We start from the raw sequence: 20,947 nt of genomic DNA, 5'->3' as shown, positions 1-20,947 counted from the left end.
TAACTACAGAATTCCTACATAATTGCTTTCTAGTTTTGATAAAAAATAAAAACTATGAAAAAGATTTTTGGAATTTTTTTATTAATGGGCGGTTTGCTTACCGCTATATTCGCACAGAACGTTGCGGCGTCAAAAATACCATCTGCGGTTAAAACTGCTTTTACAAAAAATCATCCCCGTGTTAAAGTAAACTGGGAGATTGAAAAACAAAGCTACGAGGCTGGCTTTACTTTAAATGGTAAGGAAACTTCCGAAGTCTATTCAGCAGCAGGGTCTTTATTGGAAACGGAAGTTTCTATCAAAGCCAGTGAGTTTCCAGCCGCTGTAATGGCTAAGTTAAAAGGCATGAAAGTAGCCGAAGCGGCTAAAATTACCAAGGCTGATGGCAGTGTAAGTTATGAGGCTGAAGTAAAAGGAAAAGACTTATTATTTGATGTAAATGGTAATCCTGTAAAACCTTAGTATGGCTAAGTACTTTTATATAATGTTGCTGTTTACAGCAGCAACATGCTCTTCTTTTGCGCAAAGTATAGATTCTTTAAAAACCACTTCAAATGTAGATTCTTTGGGAAGATGGTATTCGGGTAATTCAGTTCCAAAAAACAAATTTAAGGCGATCTCATTCATCGCCCCAGCTGTTCTGGCGGGTTATGGTTTTGCAGCTGTTTATGATAAGGGTGCCTTAAAACAGCTTGACTTGAGTACAAAAGCAGAACTACAGGAAGACCATCCTTTGTTTGCAGCCCATGTTGATGATTATTTACAGTTTGCACCAGCGGCGGCTGTTTATGCACTAAATCTTTCAGGCGTAAAAGGCAAACATAATCTGTTTGATGCCTCTATGCTTTATGTAACTTCTGCTGCGATTATGGGGGTTTCTACTCATTTTGTTAAACAGGGCGTTGGCAGGATGAGGCCGAATAATAATGGAGAAAATTCATTTCCATCTGGCCATACCGCATCTGCTTTTATGGCTGCAGAATTTTTGCATCAGGAATATAAGGATGTTAACCCCTGGATTGGCTATGCAGGGTATTTTGTAGCTACTGCTACAGGAACCTTAAGAATGTACAATAATAAACACTGGTTCAGCGATGTTGTTGCTGGTGCGGGATTTGGAATTGCCTCTACTAAGATTGCATACCTGATTTATCCTTACATGAAACAAATTTTCAATAAAAAGAAAGATAGCAAATTTACTTTGATGCCCTTTTACCAACCTGGAGCATCGGGTTTGATGCTATCTGGAAGATTTTAAATTTATAAAGAAATCCACTTAACTAGGCCAAAGGTAATGCCCCGCTAAACTTTTAGCAGAATTGCACAAGTTTTAACTAAAGGAATAAATTTTAGTAAATGAGTGGAGATTTCGTTAAGACTGATCAACTTATTTCGGAATTTAGGGTCAGTGTGTTTCGGTCTCGACTGACCAATCCAACAGACTAATAAATAATATGTTAGAGATAAGTTGTGCCTTTTCTTAGAGTGGTCAACCTGACACGGAATTACTTGGTCAAGGTCGCCGAAATCTCCATTCGATTTCTAATTAAAAATTGAAACAAAATGCATAGGAGAAATTGTTTATCTACGAATACATTCGTATATTTAATTTTTTATTTGCGATGAAATTACTATTTCGGACTTTTTTTCTTGCTGCCTTTCTTGCGCAATCTATCTCCGCAAGATCATGCACAGTTTTTACTGCCGCCCGTGGGGGTGAAGTGTTTGCTGCCGCAAACGAGGATGATTATAACCCTTTTATAAGGACTTGGTTTAGTCCGCCCGGGAAGGATGATTTCGGTTTGGTTTCTTTCGGCTATGCTGATCTTTTAGCACAGGCCGGAATGAATGAACATGGTCTTTTCTACGATTTTACAGCTCAATATGGATTCGATCCGGCTAAATATAAATATACACACCCATACAACGGGGATGTTTTCTCTGAAATATTAAGGAAATACCGGACGGTAAAAGAAGCATTAACATTTCTTAAAACGCACAACTACACAGGCACCTCGCAGGCTTTGCTTGCTGACGCTACGGGAGCGTCTGTGATAATTAACCCAGATTCTGCTTTAAAAAAAACCAGCAATGCTCAGGTTAGCACCAATTTCAATATCCTGGAAGCCGCTAAAAAAAACTATAGCTGCCAGCGCTTTGATTTGGCAACCCAAATGCTTTCTGGAAAAGAACCGCTAAGTGTTGGATTATTTCGTGATATACTTCAAAAAACGCATCAAGAGGGGAATTTATCTACGCAGTACTCCGCTATTTATGACCTTAAACGTCAGAAAGTATATGTTTATCTTTTTCATAACTTTGAGCAACCGTGGATTTTTGATTTGAAAAAGGAGTTAGATAAAGGCTACCGGATGCTAAATCTTGCAGAATTATTCTCTACTGGCTTTGCATATGAAAGCTATGCCCAGCAACACCCGTTATATCTGAAAGAAAAGATTTTAGCTGAATTTAGAACCGGCAACCTTGAGCAGGCAACAGAAAAATATTTAAAGCTCCTCGATAGAACTGCACAAAGAGATAGCCTGACCAAATTTGCGTTGCTTGAAGTTGCCCTGCAATTGGTGAAGGATAGTTACAACAAAAGTACAAACGGTAAACCATGGCCATATTGGTTCAATTTTTACAACGCTTACGATGTTTTTCTAATGCATGATCGTCGGTTAACATCAGCATCCCTGCTGCTTCAGAAATTGATTAAACATCAGGATTTTGACTTGAAATACAAGTATTTTATCACCGAAATTGACGGTTATATAAATGCTGTGATGTCAAATAAGCACAAGTCTGTAGAACTCTATAAAGCAATCGCTGATGATGCTGAACATGCTTATCCTATTTCTGCTGCCAGAGCTAGGAGAATGCTTGAAGTTTTGCGGTAAGTTAGTCAGTTAGATGTTTCGCAATCACGCTTAAAGCAAATATAAAGTGACAATTTTCTTTATTAAATCTTTTGGCAAGGGCATATTGTAAGGAAAATGTAAGGTGTCCTTTGCATTTTTTGCACGGTAAGGTACTAATTCATCTTCCAGTTCCGTATTTCGACCAATCGGATAGAAGCCTATATGGTTTTGATAACCTCCGAAGTACAGCACATATTTATTATTTTTATAAGTTGGCATCTTATAACTAACGCTTTCCTTAATCTCAGGTACCATTTCTATAATGAGGCTTCGCAGTTGGTTGAGTCGTACTTGCTTTTGCTCTTCGAAGTTCGAGATGTATGATTCTACAGGTCTCATTTTTTTTGCTTTAGATAAAATTAATCATAACGGAATACTATTCCAAAACAAAACATTTTGAACAGTCTGCTAGACCCTTTAATTGCTTTTCGGTTACGTGTAACGCAATTAATCACCATCGAGGCTTCAATTTAAAGTCCAAATCAAGGTCGATTTTGAGGAGCATCTGAATTTGATGATTAAAAAAGAAAAGGACAATTATTTTTTACTTGCAGATAAGAAGATTTTACTCCTGATCCAGACGAAATCAGTCAACGCTACCCAATAGAAAATGATTCGGATAGCCTAGAACCGTAGGATAATAGCAATGAACACCGTCAGGTCAATTCAGATGATCCGGCTGAAATAAGTATTGGTCAGAACAGTTTCAAGTCAGTGAGCAGCAACTTTATGATACCATCGCATTGAATGGCTCCTCTGTCCGGGCAATCAAAAAATATTTAAGCATGTAATTTTGCATATCGTTCGACAGCATTTAAACCATTTACCAAGCTGGGGGGAATCAGCTGATCCAATTACTGTTAAAAATGTGCTAAACGATGATACCTATCTCAGTCGCTTCAAGGTCTGTTGATCTGGCTCACCATTAAAATATTTATCCAGAACAAGCTGGAACACCCTGTCTACATGCTCTATCTGTGCAAAAAGGGTCATGCATGAATGCAGTTTTAAATTGTCCGGATACCCAAAAATTTCGTTAGCGGACTTGTCCTCGATGCGTAATAAAACATTCGAAATTTCCAGCAGGTTTGCACCCAGCACAGGATGGACATAGTAAGCTTCTGCCTCTTTCAAATCCTGAATCGCATACAAGATTGCAGTATCACTTTTGCCCAGTCCTTCAAGTTGGGGAAATATGTACCACATCCAGTGGCTTTGCTTTTTAGAATGCCTAATTTCTTCCACAGCACGCTGATAAGTTAAGTTATGCGGTGCCAGAAAACGATAAATATCTTCACTGCTCATATTTGTACTTGTCTTCAATGGCAAAATTATAAAATATTTGTTTGCTGAAGGAGAGAATTTCCGTTAGGAGTTTCGGGATGCAGCTCTGGTAAAATTAAAAGTAGCCCGGATAATTTGCCTTAAATAATGGAATACAATTGATACGAATCAGTTATCACTCACATTATGAGCATCTACCAAAATCCAACATCAACCCACCTCGTGAAACCCTGTCAAATGAAGATTATTGTCTTTTAAACTACATTTCCTTAACCTATTTTCAGGTGCGAATCAGAATTTGAAATCATGCATTATTGAGAGCGCAAATTCAGTATTAAAGTTTATATCCAATCAGGTTTTTATTGCCATCCTTTAAAAATACCAGATTATCGGTATCATCAGCGATGTAATCCGGTTTTTTATCATTCAGCACTACTTTTCCCTCTATCTTCCCGGTATCCTTGTGTACCCTCACCAAGCCATAACCACTATCTTCGCCATTTTCCACGCTGGTCAGTATGGTTTTATAATTCTTAGCGTCCTGAGAGGCAGTAAATCGTCTTTTCATATCTGAAAAGGCAGCACTTCCAAGGTTAGACCAGCGATCAGAAGCCGCCATATTGCTATTGTATGAGGTGGTGTTTGGTCCTGAAAGGCCCGCCTGAAAGCCATGCGAGGCAGAATTCCCCGCAGACACTGCGATCGCAGCCACGTTGATGATTTTATTTGCCAGGCTCGTTCCCGGTGCTTTTTGGTATATTTTGTAAATTAAATTTCCTTCCCAGTCAAACAGAGCCATATTCTGTGATGAGCTGACCAGGATTCCTTTTTCCCGAAGTTCAATTGCGTTAGGTATTTCATCACCACCGAATTTCAGGCTCTTGCTAATCGCCTTGTACTCACCTGAATCGTTATCCATCAGATAAAGCTGGTTATCCGCAAAGAAGTAGCTTTTATTGCCTTTATCTACACCGATACCGCCTCGTTTATAACTTAGAGACTTTTGCCACGCATCTTTTCCTGTAGCGGGGTCCTGGATGTTAAGCTCGCGGTCTGTTCTATAAATAAGTCCGCTGTTATTTTGTTTGATATCCATGATGTATCCCGAAACTTTCATGTCCGATTTGGCTGCGGTGCTGCCTGAATTTATATCAACGATGTTAATGTAGTTGTTGCCTGACTCTTTAGCTGAGGCAATGGCTAGGCTATTGCCTTTTAATTTCAAGGCGGTTATGCGTCCTCTTAAAGTTACCGGCTTCCATTTTTGAATACCGGTTTTATAGTCCAGTAACATTAGTTCTGCACGTTTATCATCGGTCGCTATTAAGAATCCCCGCTCGTCATATAGTACCTGTGATACCGGGTCAGAAAATTTTACCGTCTGCCAAAGCGCTGCCCCAGTGCTGCGGTCAAATGCAGACATTTGCTGGTTGGAATAGTAATAAACCACATTTGGCTGATTATCTAATATCAGAAATTTACCGTAAGCTGCATCTGCTGAAACAGCGGCGCCGTCTTTCATGCTTCCGCCCATGGCGCCCATTTTACCCGCCGAGTTTGCTGCTCCCGCGGCACTGCCCACGCTGCCCAGTCCGGGAACTTTGGCCAGTCCGCCGAGTGATTTCATCAAGCCTCCCTTTTTCTCGTCCGCTTTCGTGCTTTCTTTTTCCTCAACCTCCTCAGCAGCTTCAGTAGCCAATATACCCTCATCGATATTGGTCTTGAAGTCGGCTTTCCAGATAACGTTACCAGAGGATACATCAATTTTATACAGCCTTTTATTGGTTGCCAGCAGCATGGTATTTGCTCCATCCGCCAGTGGTTTTGCGGTCATAACCTCGGAATTGCTGTCAAATATTTTGCTTAATACCCATTTCTTCTCTCCGCTAGCAGCATCTATGAAAACCAGTGAGGGCTGGTTGTTTAGATATCCTGAAAACAGAATGCCACCCAATGATGGAACAGTGTAGCGTTTATTGACCATCTTCATGCCTAAATCTGAGGTATTGGCAATGATTTTTCCAGATGAAACGTCCAAAATGACCTGCTGCATGTTGAAGATACTTCCGGTTACAATGGCAATAAACGGGCTGCCGGAAATTGGATTGTAATTGGTTCTGGATATATTTTTAAGGAACTCATGTTTCCAGGCTACCTTTCCGCTTCCCGGTTCGATGCCGACTAATCCCTGATTGGTTCCTGCAATAAGTTTTCCGGTCGGGCTGAGCCTAAACCAGTCGATACTGCCTTCAGCTTGCATGGTCCATGATTTTCCTGCAGCTGCTACATTGCTGGTGCTTGTCTCATTAACTTCCTCTGCTAATGCGGGTGATTCTTTAGGCGCAGCGGCTTGTGTATTTTCCTGCTGTGGCTTGTCTTTTTTCCCTACCAGGCTTTTTAATTTGCCGAATTGAGCAGAAGCCGGTATGGCTAAACTCATCAGGCATGCGCTAAGGATGTAAATTTTTTTCATCTTAAATTGTATTTTTATCTTTTAATAAAATGCGTGATTATCACCTGGAATAGCTATTAGCATTTATTATCCATGGCTTTTTCTGGCGGTTGATGGCCAAAGATTTTTATGTGAGGAGTCAGGGGTGCGTGGACAAAGTAGCCACGGAGCAAAACTGAGACTGGAATGGTCCTGGGGATGAGTAGGTTTGTTTCCATACTCAAAATTAATGTACTCGAATTTTTGGGCAATACCGTGCTAACGGTATATTTTACAGAAGTTTATGTTCGTAAGCCCATTTGACCAAAGTCAACACGTTATTGGTGCCGGTCTTTCTGAAAATATTCTTTCTATGGGTTTCCACAGTTCGTACTGAGATAAAAAGCCGGTCAGCAATTTCTTTATTACTGCAATCTTTTTCCATAAGGGAGATGATTTCTTTTTCCCTTTGGGTTAAACGGATAGCTGAAGTTTGCTTTTTAAGTCTGATGTGTTTAGCTAATTCATCCAGCACGGTAGCCTGGAAATACTCACCACCACCGTGAACCATTTCGATCGCCCGAATAAGCTCCTCAATTCCGCAGTGCTTTAGCAGGTATCCTTCAATTGCAGCCTTGCTCATCATCTCCTCAACAAGTGTTCCGCTTCCACTCATGCTTAGTGCAATGATTTTGACTGCAGGATATTTCTTTTTTACTTCAAGCGCCAGTTCCACACCACTAATGTGAGGCATCATCACGTCAGTCAACAAAAGGTCTATTGGTTCATTGCTGATTGTCTCTAATAATGCAGTTCCATCGGTGCTTGTTGCCGAAACGATGATATGCGGAAAATTCTTGAGCGCTGCGCAAAGGCCGTCAATTACGATTTGATGATCATCTGCGATCGCCAGGCGGATTACACTTTGATTGTGACTCATATAGGGATGTGAATAGCAACTAAAGTACCTCCATTATCAGCACTGCTACTCCACTCTACGGTTCCCTTTAGAAAATGAACCCGGCTACAAATGCTGTTGATACCCATTCCTTCAAAATGTTGCAGATTATCTACTTCAAAACCTTTTCCATTGTCTTCAACTAATAAACTAAGCGTACCTGAATCAATGTTTATTGAAATATCAATTTCCGTGGCTATAGCGTGTTTTAAGCTGTTTTGTAAACATTCTTGGACAACCCGGTACAGCATTAATTCCTGCATGCTGTTTAACCTGAGTTGCTTTTCATCGGCAGATAGTATTATGGATATGCTCTGCTGTGGCAGATTTGAGATCAAGGCTTTTACTGCCGGAATAAATCCTTTTGATAAAAGTACATCCGGCATCATATGATGACTGATGGTCCTGATTTCATTGCAGCTGTCCTGAACAAGCGTGGTTGTTGTATCGAGTAACTCAAGGTACTCTTTTTCCACATTGGGATTTGTGGCAATGGCCTGTAAATTCAGCCATGCAGCTGTCATCGTTTGTCCAACCCCATCGTGAAGCTCAGCTGCGATGCGCCTGCGTTCGTTTTCTTCCGCATTAATTAAAGCTGCGGCCGCCTGTTGTTCTTTCTGATAGATTCGCTCGTTATAATTTTTTTCCTTTTTTATCTGGTATCGCTTAACTGCGTAATAAACAGCCAGGGCTGTTAAAATCATAATTGCACTTAAGCCGTAGATTACTATGTTTTTTCGTTCTATTAAAATGTTGGCCAGCTTGATTTGCTGGTCTTTCTGCTCAGTTTCGAATACCGCTTTCCATTCGGCAACGGCGGCTTCTTTTTTCTCTCCGGAAATACTGTCTTTCAGCGTATAGAATGATTTCTGAATCTTCAGGGCCTGCTCAAATTGTCTACCTTGTTCGTAAATTCCGCCGAGCATTTTCAGGGCAGCAAGCTCTCCGGTTTTATAGCCAGCCTCCCTGGACAGCGCAATGGATTTTTCAAGAAATAGTTTTGCAGAATCTGGTTTCTTTTCCATATCAGCCAGGACGCCCAAATTAAGCCAGGTATCCGATTGTTGCTTGATGTTTCCAGAAGCTACATCAATTGCATAGGATTTTGCGAAGTATTTTTTTGCGCTGTCAGGCCTGTTGCTATACATAAAGCAATTTGCTTTATTGTCTAAAAACATTGTTTCATATTCAGGCAATTTTAGTTGGCGTGCAAGTGCAATACCTTCTCTGTCCAGCATAAGGGCACTGTCAATATAATTGCTTTGGCCATAAACATTTGCCAACGCATGTAGCATGAGCAAATAAGATGAAGATTTCTTTTGATTTTCTAATAGAGATAGCCCAATCTTAAAGTGAGTTCTTGACTGTTCGTTGTCACCTGTTAGCTGGAAGAGCTGAGAAAGGTTAGAGTGTATGCCGGCCTGAGACTTTTTATCTCCTATCTTCTCAAAATAAGCCAATCCCTTTTTATAAAGTTCCAGTGCTCTTGCATATTGTCCGACATTAAATGCAGCATTTCCAAGGCAGTTGTGAATTTTTCCTACCGTATATTCATCTTTTTTATCTGCTAACGCTAAAGCCTCTGTGAACATCACTCTCGAGAGCTCATATTTCGCTAATTTTGCATTATATAATCCCATAGCGATCAGATAGGATACATTGGTTTTGAGCTCATCCTCAGCATACTTGTTTTTGAGGGAATCAGCAAACACAGCAAGCGAGTCTTTTCGCATACCCATCAGCCGTGGGGTGTCATTAGGACGCTGATGAACGGTACGTTGTTTACACCCGCTTATCAGGCATGCTAAAAAGAGGGAGTATAAGGTTATTTTCGAAAGCATAGAAACAAATAAAAACAAATAAGGCGACTTTTAAAACATCAGACTAAAAATAAATCATTGAAAATCAGGTTCATTAAGTATAATCCTCGTTCCACCTCAATAGATTGCATAGTGACAAATCTAACAATCGAATCTGCGCATACAATACCTTCTACAGGGTATTTTTTTATAGAGTTTAGAAAACTTTAAACTCTCTTTTTAGTTGGGGTAGTTATTCCGGGATTTAATAATTAGCAATTGAAACGCTCCATTTCCTGGGACTCAAATTGAATCTTATCTAAATTACACACTACAGGAAAACTTTTCAGGTACACCTTTTTTTACCATCCTTCGGTAAAACATTTCTCCTTCAATATAAATAGAAAAATACCATCCTCTGGGTATTTCATCAACTGCATGATCGGGCTATTTTTGGTTACAAATCGGTACAACAAACGTAAGCCCCAGATCCAGTAAAAGTATTATTAAAAAAAGATATTCAATGATCAGATTTATTCTAATAACAGCAGTTTGGCTAATTGCAGGTATTTCGTCAGGTTTTGCCCAGCCTGGTTCAGCCAGGGAAAGGCAGGCCTCTGAATACAGGCGGCTGAGTGAGGGCACCCAGCGAGCCTATTCACCACCCAGAGCTAACAGTCCCAGCAGTTCCTATAAGTCTCCTTCTGCTTACAGCATGCCGAGTTCTTCGGGGGGCGGGGGTAGCTCAACATCTTATAGCAGTAGCGTGGGAAGCTATTCCTCGAATTACAGCCCGTATGCAGCTGAATTTCAGCGTAAACAGGCCGCATATAACGCCAAACTCGAGGCGCAGGAGAGTGCCTGGAATCAAAAGGTTTCAAAGGTGCGCAGCTTTGTCGCCTCCTCTGGAATCGTTCCTAATACCAAGGAGAATCATGAGAAGATTTTTTTTGCCGCCTATGGAGCTGGCCTTGATGTGGCTGCTATCACTACCGTTATAAAGGGCAGTGCGGAAGCTTACAATAAATCTGTAGCACGGGAAAATGGGATGAACAAAAATTTTACAGGTGGTACAAAAAAAGACTGTTCGGGTAGTTGCGTGGAAACAGTTACTTATGTTAACGGATCTGGGGTCTATACCGGAAATACCAAAGATGGGGCGCCTCATGGTTTGGGTACCCTCGTTTTTCCAAATGGCACTACCCTTACCGGAAAATTCGATAATGGAAGTGTAGTTGGCGGAAAAGTCAGGATAGTCTATGCTGCTTCTGCTACAAATAAGGCCTACACTTATGAAGGAGGCTACAGCAATAATGAGCAGAACGGATTTGGTGTTACTACCTGGGGCCCTGATGATGTAGAAGAGGCTGAGTATGTAAATGGTGCGAAACAGGGTACGGCTATCCTTTACCGTAATGGCGCTGTGATCAAAGGGCAGTGGAAAGATGACAAGATGATTGGCAAACACACCTGGACATTTAAAAGTGGTTACACCGTTGAGAAGGACATGGATGTTCCAAATGGCAAGGAAACTGTTATCGCCCAGGGACGCTCTCAACTTCCGCCGGCAGGGTCGAAAAAATTTACCAACGACTACGGTACAGTATACGAGGGTGATGCTGTTGTTTCCGGGCAGCCTTACAATGGAAAATTTACTTTTCTGGATGGTAGGATTACAGTGGGTTTGCATAACAAAGCAGGCTATCTTATTAAAGGGAAAACAACGCTGCCAGATGGCTCGACCACGGAAGGCGTACATGAAAATGGCTATATCACTAGCGGCAAAACAGTTTATCCTGGAGGAACCAGCTTCAACGGAACCTATGATAAAAACGGCTATTTCATCAAAGGAGAAGTAGTTTATCCAAATGGGGAAACCTTCTCTGGAGCGTTTAAGGATAATAAACGTTACCGCGGTAAGCAGACAGGGGATTTCGGGGTTTTTAAGGGTGAATTGGATTCTTTGGGCAGCTTTATTGTTGGAGAAGTAACGCTTAAGGATGGTGAGGTTTGGCGGGGTTTTTTTGGCCCGAAAAATACTAAACTAGGCTATCGCCAGACTGTTACTACGGATGGGGCGACCTATGAACATATTTATGTTGACGATGCTAACTGGACAATGCTCAAATATCGCGGCAAGACCGGCGGTTCCTTTACAGGGATTAATAAGACCAGGGAAGGTTATGAGTGGTTCGGTATGAATACGGATGCCAAGGGAACAATTACTTCAGCAGTGTTGACCGTGGAAGGACAATTTGGTTCACTACCTACTGATTATGATACTGCTGCCAAGCAGGCAAGTGCAGCTGCTCAAAAGGCAATTCAGGATGGTAGGTTGGCGTATCTGGCAGCAATGAAATGGGATCCAACAGCGGTTTTAAAATAACAGTTTGTTAATGGAAATGCTCCTCGCTATTTCAGTCAGGAAGCTCAAACAATCAAGGGTTCTTTTTACCGCATGCAAGCTAAGGGCTAGCTCAATCAATGGAAATGGCAGGGTGATCCGACTGGAGAAATGCTGCTGGCTCAGGGAATGGTCTCACTTATAGGCAAATGTAGGGGGCTGAGAATGGCTGCATTTTTGGTCTAATTTTCAAAAAAATGATCAATTCGCTGTACCGTCCGGAATTTACTTGCCATTTTTCTGTGATGTTAACAATTTACTTTACACTGAAGAGGAATGCCAAAGATAAAGGAAGCAACTGACGCCTAATTGATTAGGGATAAATTAATTCTATAAAAGCTACCAATAGGAATCCACTCTTCTCCAATGCGAATTTTAGACTTTCCAACAGCCTCGATTTGATCCTTATTGATCAGGTAAGACCTATGGATTCTGATAAATGTTTCACCTTCTAAAATCTCCATAAGATTTTTCATTGTCATATGAGTTAAAAACCTGCCGGCCTTGCTCTGAAGTAAAATATAATCCTTTACAGATTGGGCATAAAGAATATCGCGGTGAAAAATCTTTAAAAGTTTTCCCGAGACCTTAAAATACGAGTAGTCTTTTTTTTCCTGAGGTGTACTGAAGGTCGATTTGAAGAGTTTGTCAAGACTCTTCTGAAAGCGCTCAGCAGTTATGGGTTTTAACAGATAATCTACAGCATCAAGCTCATAACTCGTCACGGCAAATTCAGAATATGCAGTAGTGAAAATAACACTGGGAGGCTCTTTCAAAGATTTTAAAAAATCAATGCCATTTAGAGCAGGCATCTTAATGTCCAGGAACATCAGGTCGATTTTCTGCTTGTGCAACACTTCAAACGCCTCAAAAGCTGTGCTGCATACGCCCGCTAAGAATAAACCTTCATGAGCTTTTACATAGTCCTCTAGAATCTGTTGAGCTAAAGGCTCATCATCAACAATTAAACAATTAATCATTTCATTTTCAAGGTTAGAGAAACTTCATGTATCGTACCATTACTATATATATTAAGGGTGTGCCTACCAGGGTAAAGAATTTCCAGTCTCTTCCTGACGTTCATTAGCCCGATACCTCCAGCTTTGGATTCTGTTTTGGATATGCTGTTCTTAACCTCCATGGTCAGCTCCTGATCTAAGGTGTGAATGACAATATTTACAAAGCCTGACCCTTCTTCCTCCTGAATCCCATGCTTAAAAGCATTTTCAACAAATGGCAGCAAAAGTAGGGGGCTGATCTCACCAGAATGATCAACTCCCTGCATCTCAAATCCAATTGATATCTGTTTGCGGTACCTAATGGTTTCTACTTCTACATAGTTCCGGATAAAATCAATTTCATCTTTTAGCGGCACCATTTGCTTATCGGCGTGATACAAAATGTAACGCATCATTTCTGCCAGCTTTGAAACAAGTGGTGCTGTCTGGTCTGCCTTTCGCAAGGCAAAGCTATAGATATTGTTCAGGGTATTAAAAAAGAAATGCGGCTGAAGCTGGGCTTTGAGATAAGTTAATTCTGAGGCCAGTTGCTCTTCTCTCAGCGTTTTAATCTGCTCGTTCTGCCTGGCCGAATGTATAAAGTACGCTAAATATGCAACACCAAAAAACTGTGTCATCATATAAGATACCGTGAAGCCTAGTCTTTTGAGATGATACCATTTAAGTGCATTCGTCCTGATTTGCACGGACAGGAAATCAAGTTTTGAGATTAATAAATAGCTTGCTTTTTTGAAAAAGAAAAACATCAGCATGAAAGACAGAATAAGCACAACAAATGCCCAAATCTTATCAATAACAAGGCATTTCTGCAGGCACCTGTAAAATATAAAAAATGCAATCAAATTAAATGTACCATATACGAGTCCAAATTCAAGATCTTCTTTTGAGATACCGAATTGCCCTTTTTCCCATAAATTGTATTCAAAACTGGATAGCAGACCAACGACATAAAAATACAGCAGGAAAAAACTGATTTCTATTTTAGCATATCTGGAAATTTTAAAATTAAGCGAGTCTGGCACGAGGGGCAAGATAAAAATTTATAAAACAACTAAAACCTGCATTTATCGGGTTTTCGACAAAAACTGCTTTTTTTTCGACTAAATCGACTTTTTTAAAATCGGTCGATTTTTCAATCTTATCCGTCTAAATAACAAAAAATGACAGCCTTCAAATGATATTTTTGGACATAAACATTAAGTTATGACCAACACCAAAACAATAACGCTTCAGCTGATTTTTCTGATTTTTTGTAGCTCATCGATGGCTCACACCCTAGATATCTCGGGCAAAGTACAGGGGATTCAGGAAGGAAGCTGGATATACGTCAGCCGCTCTGCTCAGGAGAAAGCGCTGGACTCTGCAAAAAATAACTAATGGTAAGTTTAATTTGTCTGCGAAAACAGGGAAAAACATTTCGCAACTAATTATTTATACCCCAACGTTTAAAGACTACGTATTTTTCTGGGCTGAACAAAATACCCACCTGGAACTAAAAAACGGTGCGTTTAAAAAGGCGGTAATTACAGGTTCGAAAACACAGACCGAAAAGGAGGAGTATGTGAAACAACTGGGGCCAAACCGAATGTTGCAGGACAGCCTGTTACGTTTGCTGAATGCATCTAAAGATGATGCAAAAAAAAAGTGCTACGGCAGAACATTCGGGAAGCAAAAGAACAGGAAAAGCAGATTGAAATTGCTTCTGTTCGAAACAATCCAGGCTCGTTAATAAGTGCGTATACTTTAAGTGTCTATGCTGCTAGCTGGGATAGAGAGATGGTAGCCTCGCTATTCCACAACTTTACTCCGGAAATAAAAAATACGGATTATGGTAAAAACATAGAAACTTTTATCCGCCTGAATAAAGAAATAAAGATAGGGGGACAGTTCGCAGACTTTGAGCAAACCAATACCAATGGCAAAAAAATCAGGCTTTCAGACTTCAAAGGCAAATATGTATTGCTAGATTTCTGGGGATCCTGGTGTTTACCATGCAGGGAGGAAAGTCCGAATCTGGTCAAAGTTTATAAAGCTTACAAAGCTAGGGAATTTGAAATTCTAGGTGTAGCTGCAGATGAAAATAAGCAAAGCTGGCTTAAAGCTGTTAAAGAAGACAAAATGACCTGGGAAAATGTATGTGATCTCAAGGGCGATAAAAATGAAGCTGCCCTCATATATGGCATCAGCGCTTATCCAACAAATTACTTAATCAATGAGAAGGGGATTATTGTAGCTAAAAACCTGCGTGGAGAAATGCTTGAAAAAAAACTTGCTAAGCTCCTGCCTTAGTTTTAAGATATTATTCAGTTTTTTAAAAAAGAAAAGGCTAAAAAGGTTTTTAAGGACAATTGATTATAAATAGAAAAACCAATTTATTTAATCCCATATCGCCAATTCCATAGCAGGTAAATGATTAATGATATGAATAAATACTAAATTTCTAGCGAGATGCGGTTAAAGGATACTTTCTGCTTTAAACTGGAAATTTAGCTATGAGCGATCAAGTCGTTACGAAATTTAAAGTCAGTCTGTTTCGCTCTAGATTCTATTTAAAATTTCTGGCTGCTGGAAATACTATTCCATCAGCCTGTTCTCTTATCTGTGTTCTTTTATTTTCCACAGGATATGGACTCCGCTCATCCGATCTTGAAAGGGTTAATAATGGCAGTTCTTCCTGTCCAGTGTCAGTTAAACCTTTAAGCAGACTTGTCAAATCAAAACAGCGCTTAACAATCACATGTACCACCTTGCCCTCACGCTGCACTTTTCCCTCTACCATGAGCACCCTTGCGCCCAAAATCTCCTTTCTGTACTTTTCAAAAAGTTGTTGAAAAACCACCAGATTAGCTACGCCAGTTTCATCTTCAATGGTAATGAAACAGACTCCTCCCGCGGTTCCAGGCCTTTGTCTTACTAGAACCAATCCAGCAACTTTTATCAGTCTCCCATCCCAGGTGTTTGAGGTTTCCTTGGTAGATAAGATTTTTAGTAAGCTTAGTTTTTCCCGTACAAAACTCACAGGATGCGCCTTTAAAGACAATGCTGTTGTTGCATAATCCTGCACAACGTGTTCCGATTTGCTCATTAAGGGCAAAGCGAGCTGGGGTTCCTTTTCACTTTCCGAAGCCTGTTTTTCAAATATGCCAACCGGACGATCGGCCAGTGCAGAAACCTCCCAAAGTGCCGTCCGCCTGTCCATCCCCAGTGAACGAAAAGCATCTGCATCCGCTAATCTTTCCAGCGTAACCTGTGATACTCCGGCATCCATAATCTCATGTATTGTTCGATAGGGAGCCGTTCTCCCTGTAACTAGCAAATCCATTTCCTCTGCCGCAATACCTTTGATCTGACGAAAACCCAAACGCATGGCATGATACTTTCCGCTTTTTTCCTGCAATAGATTATCCCAAAGAGAATAGTTTACATCAATTTCCCGAACCTCCACGCCGTGATTCCTAGCATCAATCACAATCTGTGCAGGTTGATAAAATCCCATAGGCATACTGTTGAGCAATGCTGTTGCAAAGACATCGGGGTAATAACATTTTAACCAGCAGGAAACATATACCAATAAAGCAAAGCTAGCCGCGTGACTTTCAGGAAAACCATAACTACCAAAACCTTCAAGTTGCCTAAAGATTCTTTTAGCGAAATCCTCGCTATAACCGCGTTCCAGCATGCCATCAATCAGTTTCTTCTCAAATTGGTTTACCAGTCCCTTAAATTTAAATGTGGCCATGCTGCGGCGCAGGGCATCAGCTTCAGCAGGAGAAAATCCGGCAGCGACAATAGCGATTTTCATGGCCTGCTCCTGGAAAAGCGGTACACCTAGTGTACGCCCCAATATTTCTTCAAGTTCCGGAGAGGGGTATTCTACTGGTTCTTCACCATTCCGCCTGCGCAGATAAGGGTGTACCATATCGCCTTGAATAGGACCTGGCCGGACAATGGCAACCTCAATCACCAGGTCATAGAAACAGTTTGGACGCAAGCGGGGCAGCATGGATTGCTGCGCCCGGCTCTCAATCTGAAAAACTCCAATGGTATCGGCATGACTGATCATTTCATACACCTTTGGATCGTCTCTTTCGTTGATGTTGGCAAGAGTTAAATCTAAATTGTAGTGTGCTTTCGCAAGGTCAAATCCCTTTCTAATACAGGTAAGCATACCCAGCGCCAGCACATCAATTTTCAGAAAACCCAGGGCATCGATATCATCTTTATTCCACTCAATATTGGTGCGGTCTGCCATCCTTGCATTCAGAATGGGGCAGAGGTCTGTCAGTTTACCACGGGTAATTACAAACCCACCTGTGTGCTGCCCCAATTGCCGCGGGAAGCCCATCATCTGCCCGGTAAGTTGCAGTACCTTTTTGATGAGCGGATCTTTGGGGTTCAGCCCGGCCTCGAGTATACGGGCTTCCTCAAACCATTCGTCGGTAAATTCCCAGATTGCACCTGATAGCTTACTTACCGTATCTACAGAAAGGCCCATAGCTTTACCAACATCACGAATTGCACCCTTTTGATGTTGCTGTGTTACCGTAGCCACAATAGCCGCCCGATCACGGCCATATTTCTGGTAAATGTATTGGATAACTTCCTCTCTCCGCTCATGCTCAAAATCCACATCGATATCAGGCGGTTCATTCCTTGCAGAGGAAATAAAACGCTCAAAAAGCAGGTCGAACTTGGTAGGGTTAACCGAGGTAATCCCCAGGCAATAACAAACCGTAGAGTTTGCTGCTGAGCCACGGCCCTGGCATAAGATTCCTTTTGAACGGGCAAATTTCACGATATCATACACGGTAAGAAAATAGGAGGCATAATTCATTTGCTCCATAAATGCCAGCTCATAATTAATGTTGGCAGAAATCTTTTCAGGAATGTTCTCTCCATACATTTCCCGTGCACCCTTCCAAGAAAGGTATGTAAGTTCCTCTTGTGGCGTACGTCCATCGGTAGTAATCTCCTCCGGATAAACATATTCGAGGCTGTCCAGCGAAAACTGGCAGAATTCTGCCAGTCGCACACTGTTGGCAATTGCATCCGGATACTGACGGAAAAGCCTGGTCATCTCTTCTTTATCTTTCAGGTGTCGTTCTGCATTATGATAAAGCAGAAAACCTGCATTCTGTATGGTGCATTTTTCTCGGGTACAAGTTAAAATGTCTTGTAGTTCCCGACGATCAGGGTGGTGATAATGAACATCATTGGTGGCGATAAGCGGAATATCTAGCAGCTGTGCCAGCTGATTGAGCCTGAACAATCTTTTATGGTCGTCTCCGCTATAATTCCGGGTTGCCGCCAGAAATAAATCCTTACCCAGTTTTTCCCTAAAAATTCCCAGCTGCGACTTAAAGCCTGCTTCATAATCAAAGAGTGAATTCAAGGCATCAGGTGGGATTACGATAAACTTCATGCCCGCACTATGGGCAAATATATCCTCCTGATAGAGATGGCAACTCCCTTTTTCAGCACGCATATTGCCAAGGCTAAGCAGGGCAGATAAACGTCCATAAGCTTCCTGATTAGTCGGGTAAGCCAATAAGGATGGGGCATCTAAAAGATCAAGACGGCAAGCCGGAATTAATGTGATGTTGTGGTTTCTGGCCGCTACATGCGCACGCACAATCCCAGCCAGGGTATTGCGATCGGTAATGGCCAGTTTGTGGTAGCCCATAGCCGCTGCCTGATCAATCAGTTCTTCGGGATGTGAAGCACCACGGAGAAAGCTGAAGTTACTGGTTACCTGAAGTTCTATGTATTCCATTCTTTTAAGCAAAAAATCCGTGTATAAACCAGCCAGAGTTTTTTTCTGAACTATAATGTCCGGATCTAAAAAGCCAATAGCGCTTCCCTTCGTCGTCCTCCAATTGGTAGTAATCCCGGTGTTCACCTTCTTCTAACCACCATTCACGTTCAATGCGCTCGGGGCCATCTGCCTTTTTTACCTGATGGGTAATACCCTTATAGCGAAAAAGCATGGGTGGATAATCGGGAATGGGTGCTGAAACCTTTACCGGCTCCGGTACTTTAAGCAACTGCACCGGGCGCAGACGGTCGGTGCGCCAGGGTAAAGAAAGCGTTTCGAGCAGCGAATCTACTTTTTTAATCGACCGTTCCGGCCAGTGATGAGCCTGGGGCAGGTAGCGTTGAATGGCCTGAGCACCAACTTTGCCTGCCAACCTATCCAAAAGCTCCGTTACTTTTTGATCCGCTGCACCTTTTTCAGTTTTCCATAAAGCCGCCTGATGGGGATCTACGGGTTCAACTTTCGGGGCGTCCATCGTAAAAAGTTCAATACCCATTTTAGGCTCGATCTGTTCGATTTTCAGCGAAAACAGCTTCATAAGGTGGCTGATATGAGCAGTTGCACTATTGGTGCCAATCTCGGTTTTAATCACTTCTCCATCAATCCGGTAACTTCGCAACAGGGCAGAACGAAGCCCCATACCATCCTTTTCGAGTTTTTTACAAAGACCAGTTAAAAGTTTTTCGATGGCGATTTCAATGCCCGGCCTTGTTCTAATCGGCTCCATACTCGCCAGCCGCTCATTATATAATTCCGGAATTACAATTGGCGAAAACCGCTCATCCTTTTGCCCCAAAACCTGCTCAATTCTTTCCATGTTTTCCTCACCAATACGCCTGCGCAATACCGAACGGGGCATATTTATAAAGCTGCCCACAGTTTTTAACCCGAGTTTGATGAGCTTTTGGCTGGCTACAGGCGAAAGCCGTAAAGCCATTGGTGGCAATTGGAGCAGCGCATTTAATGCTTCACCACTTTTAATGATTGGACTGATCTTCCCATAACGTGACACCGCCCAGGCCGTACCCATCGTATCAGCAATAGCAGCCCGCACCTGATAACCCAGTCCACGTAAACGGTTTACAATTTCCCGCAGGTATTCCCTTTCTCCACCCCATAAATGGGCGCAACCACTGATGTCGAGAATCAGGCCCTGATCTGCCTCTACCGCCACCAATGGCGTGTAACGTATGCACCACTCCCCAAGGGCGCTAAGTAGTTTCTCCATCCTGTGGCCCTGGTTTTCAATGACTTCAAGTTCTGGAACAATTGCCCTGGCATCGGCCAGCGGCATGCCCAAATGAATACCGAGTAAGGCGGCCTCCTTACTGGTAGCCGTAATCAACATGCGGTTGCCCGACTTATCTGAAAAGACAAGGGGCAAAGCCTTTAACGCTGGACGCTTAATGCGAATCCAGTCGGTAAGCAGGGTAGAAAACCATATAGACATGTATCTCTTCTGCATTAAATTGCCTTTCTGATTTCGACGGTTTCAATAAAAGTTTCATGAAGGATTTTAAAAGTCCCTCCTGAATATTCAATATGCCATTTGCCCGGTAATCCGTTTTTGACTTTAAGCAGCTCGACGTTCCACCTTGGGAAACCCAACCCGGGCATGCCGTCAATGGCCTCGCTTGGGAAAGCCGATATTTTCCATCTTGCTGCTGCCAAAGTAGAACTGAGCTTATCTTCATTTTTCCGGATGATAAATGAGGTTACACGGCTTTTTTCGATAACTAATTGCAACCTTCTGCTTTGCGCAAAACTAATCTCATCCAGTTCAGTAACCACAGCCGCCAGACTTTCGCATTTCAGCGCTTCCTCCGTTGCCCATAATACCTCTCGCTCAGCAGAAAGGTCTATAAAAATGATGCGCTCGGGCGACAAGCCAAAAGTGACAAGAGAAGGTGGAAAGATTTTTCTTTGGGCACTAATCCAAAGGCAAAGGCCGCCCTTTTGCATTAAGGTAGCAAGTAATGCCGAAATAAAGCCACCACTTGCCGCAGCATCTTCCAGGCTTGTACTTATAAATTCGTGGATGGCCGCAAGCGGAAGCACTTTACCTGGAAAAGTAGCTGCTATTTCACTAAATCCAAAGTCTACAGCAGTACCATCATTTCCAGGCTTAAAGCCCTGCAAGCTTAGGATTTGTTCCTGAAGTTTATGAATGATATCTCTGTTAACTGCTGCCATGTCCTTTTACATTCCGAGCATAAACAAAATAGTCATGCCACCCTTACAAAATTAATACTAAAAATATTAGTATTAATAATTGTTAACAAAAATAATTGAAAAGGGTTTTAAAGTAAATCAAAG

At 41.8% G+C, this 20,947-nt stretch carries 17 protein-coding genes and 1 pseudogene; 8 read left to right on the top strand and 10 right to left on the bottom strand.

What is annotated here, in order from left to right:
* Positions 1 to 54: 54 nt before the first annotated feature.
* The 3 genes from ACO05K_RS10020 (at position 55) to ACO05K_RS10010 (ending at position 2,900) form a co-directional block, all read left to right on the top strand.
* Positions 55 to 462, top strand: coding sequence for a hypothetical protein (locus tag ACO05K_RS10020; protein WP_421944304.1), 408 nt, complete (start codon positions 55 to 57; stop codon positions 460 to 462).
* 1 nt (position 463) lies between these two features.
* Positions 464 to 1,258: a phosphatase PAP2 family protein gene (locus ACO05K_RS10015; protein ID WP_421944303.1), complete on the top strand. Its 795-nt coding sequence runs from the start codon at positions 464 to 466 to the stop codon at positions 1,256 to 1,258.
* 364 nt (positions 1,259 to 1,622) lie between these two features.
* Positions 1,623 to 2,900 carry a hypothetical protein gene (locus ACO05K_RS10010; protein WP_421944302.1) on the top strand — a complete coding sequence of 426 codons (1,278 nt, stop codon included), beginning with the start codon at positions 1,623 to 1,625 and terminating at the stop codon, positions 2,898 to 2,900.
* 30 nt (positions 2,901 to 2,930) lie between these two features.
* On the opposite strand, the gene ACO05K_RS10005 is transcribed toward ACO05K_RS10010, so the two are convergent.
* The gene (locus ACO05K_RS10005; protein WP_421944301.1) at positions 2,931 to 3,260 is read right to left on the bottom strand and encodes an iron chaperone; all 330 of its coding nucleotides are present in this window, start codon (positions 3,258 to 3,260) and stop codon (positions 2,931 to 2,933) included.
* 359 nt (positions 3,261 to 3,619) lie between these two features.
* On the opposite strand from ACO05K_RS10005, the pseudogene ACO05K_RS10000 reads away from it, so the two are divergent.
* A pseudogene (locus ACO05K_RS10000) lies at positions 3,620 to 3,712 on the top strand (hypothetical protein); the annotation flags it as partial.
* 94 nt (positions 3,713 to 3,806) lie between these two features.
* On the opposite strand, the gene ACO05K_RS09995 reads toward ACO05K_RS10000, so the two are convergent.
* From ACO05K_RS09995 to ACO05K_RS09980, 4 genes are all read right to left on the bottom strand, one after another.
* Positions 3,807 to 4,226: a DUF1810 domain-containing protein gene (locus ACO05K_RS09995; RefSeq protein WP_421944300.1), complete on the bottom strand. Its 420-nt coding sequence runs from the start codon at positions 4,224 to 4,226 to the stop codon at positions 3,807 to 3,809.
* A 313-nt stretch (positions 4,227 to 4,539) separates the two neighbouring features.
* Complete coding sequence (locus ACO05K_RS09990; protein WP_421944299.1) at positions 4,540 to 6,678, bottom strand: hypothetical protein; 2,139 nt, start codon at positions 6,676 to 6,678, stop codon at positions 4,540 to 4,542.
* Positions 6,679 to 6,928: 250 nt separating this feature from the next.
* Positions 6,929 to 7,576 carry a response regulator gene (locus tag ACO05K_RS09985; protein WP_421944298.1) on the bottom strand — a complete coding sequence of 216 codons (648 nt, stop codon included), beginning with the start codon at positions 7,574 to 7,576 and terminating at the stop codon, positions 6,929 to 6,931.
* Complete coding sequence (locus ACO05K_RS09980; protein ID WP_421944297.1) at positions 7,573 to 9,435, bottom strand: tetratricopeptide repeat-containing sensor histidine kinase; 1,863 nt, start codon at positions 9,433 to 9,435, stop codon at positions 7,573 to 7,575. The genes ACO05K_RS09985 and ACO05K_RS09980 overlap by 4 nt, the downstream gene beginning before the upstream one ends.
* 481 nt (positions 9,436 to 9,916) lie before the next feature.
* Here ACO05K_RS09980 and ACO05K_RS09975 point away from each other — a divergent pair, with 481 nt between their 5' ends.
* Positions 9,917 to 11,779, top strand: a complete 1,863-nt coding sequence (locus ACO05K_RS09975; RefSeq protein ID WP_421944296.1) for a hypothetical protein — start codon at positions 9,917 to 9,919, stop codon at positions 11,777 to 11,779.
* Between the two features lie 323 nt (positions 11,780 to 12,102).
* Here the strand turns inward: ACO05K_RS09975 and ACO05K_RS09970 are convergent, their stop codons facing one another.
* Both ACO05K_RS09970 and ACO05K_RS09965 read right to left on the bottom strand, forming a co-directional pair.
* On the bottom strand, positions 12,103 to 12,777 hold the full coding sequence (locus ACO05K_RS09970) for a LytR/AlgR family response regulator transcription factor (protein ID WP_421944295.1): 675 nt from the start codon (positions 12,775 to 12,777) through the stop codon (positions 12,103 to 12,105).
* A complete protein-coding gene (locus ACO05K_RS09965; protein WP_421944294.1) occupies positions 12,774 to 13,838 on the bottom strand; it encodes a sensor histidine kinase in 1,065 nt (354 codons plus the stop codon). The genes ACO05K_RS09970 and ACO05K_RS09965 overlap by 4 nt, the downstream gene beginning before the upstream one ends.
* 181 nt (positions 13,839 to 14,019) lie before the next feature.
* On the opposite strand from ACO05K_RS09965, the gene ACO05K_RS09960 reads away from it, so the two are divergent.
* Genes ACO05K_RS09960 through ACO05K_RS09950 form a run of 3 tightly spaced genes read left to right on the top strand, consistent with a single transcriptional unit; the run spans position 14,020 to position 15,105 of the window.
* Positions 14,020 to 14,193: a hypothetical protein gene (locus tag ACO05K_RS09960; protein WP_421944293.1), complete on the top strand. Its 174-nt coding sequence runs from the start codon at positions 14,020 to 14,022 to the stop codon at positions 14,191 to 14,193.
* A gap of 13 nt (positions 14,194 to 14,206) precedes the next feature.
* Positions 14,207 to 14,545: a hypothetical protein gene (locus tag ACO05K_RS09955; protein WP_421944292.1), complete on the top strand. Its 339-nt coding sequence runs from the start codon at positions 14,207 to 14,209 to the stop codon at positions 14,543 to 14,545.
* Between the two features lie 47 nt (positions 14,546 to 14,592).
* Positions 14,593 to 15,105 carry a TlpA family protein disulfide reductase gene (locus tag ACO05K_RS09950; RefSeq protein WP_421944291.1) on the top strand — a complete coding sequence of 171 codons (513 nt, stop codon included), beginning with the start codon at positions 14,593 to 14,595 and terminating at the stop codon, positions 15,103 to 15,105.
* A 256-nt stretch (positions 15,106 to 15,361) separates the two neighbouring features.
* On the opposite strand, the gene ACO05K_RS09945 is transcribed toward ACO05K_RS09950, so the two are convergent.
* Genes ACO05K_RS09945 through ACO05K_RS09935 form a run of 3 tightly spaced genes read right to left on the bottom strand, consistent with a single transcriptional unit; the run spans position 15,362 to position 20,824 of the window.
* The gene (locus ACO05K_RS09945) at positions 15,362 to 18,589 is read right to left on the bottom strand and encodes an error-prone DNA polymerase (RefSeq protein WP_421944290.1); all 3,228 of its coding nucleotides are present in this window, start codon (positions 18,587 to 18,589) and stop codon (positions 15,362 to 15,364) included.
* Between the two features lie 4 nt (positions 18,590 to 18,593).
* The gene (locus ACO05K_RS09940) at positions 18,594 to 20,096 is read right to left on the bottom strand and encodes a Y-family DNA polymerase (RefSeq protein ID WP_421944289.1); all 1,503 of its coding nucleotides are present in this window, start codon (positions 20,094 to 20,096) and stop codon (positions 18,594 to 18,596) included.
* The gene (locus ACO05K_RS09935) at positions 20,096 to 20,824 is read right to left on the bottom strand and encodes an ImuA family protein (RefSeq protein ID WP_421944288.1); all 729 of its coding nucleotides are present in this window, start codon (positions 20,822 to 20,824) and stop codon (positions 20,096 to 20,098) included. The genes ACO05K_RS09940 and ACO05K_RS09935 overlap by 1 nt, the downstream gene beginning before the upstream one ends.
* Positions 20,825 to 20,947 lie beyond the last annotated feature (123 nt).

Origin of the sequence: Pedobacter sp., assembly GCF_965227205.1 — a bacterium.
GTDB lineage: Bacteria > Bacteroidota > Bacteroidia > Sphingobacteriales > Sphingobacteriaceae > Pedobacter.
This window is presented reverse-complemented; position numbering and strand designations above follow the sequence as displayed.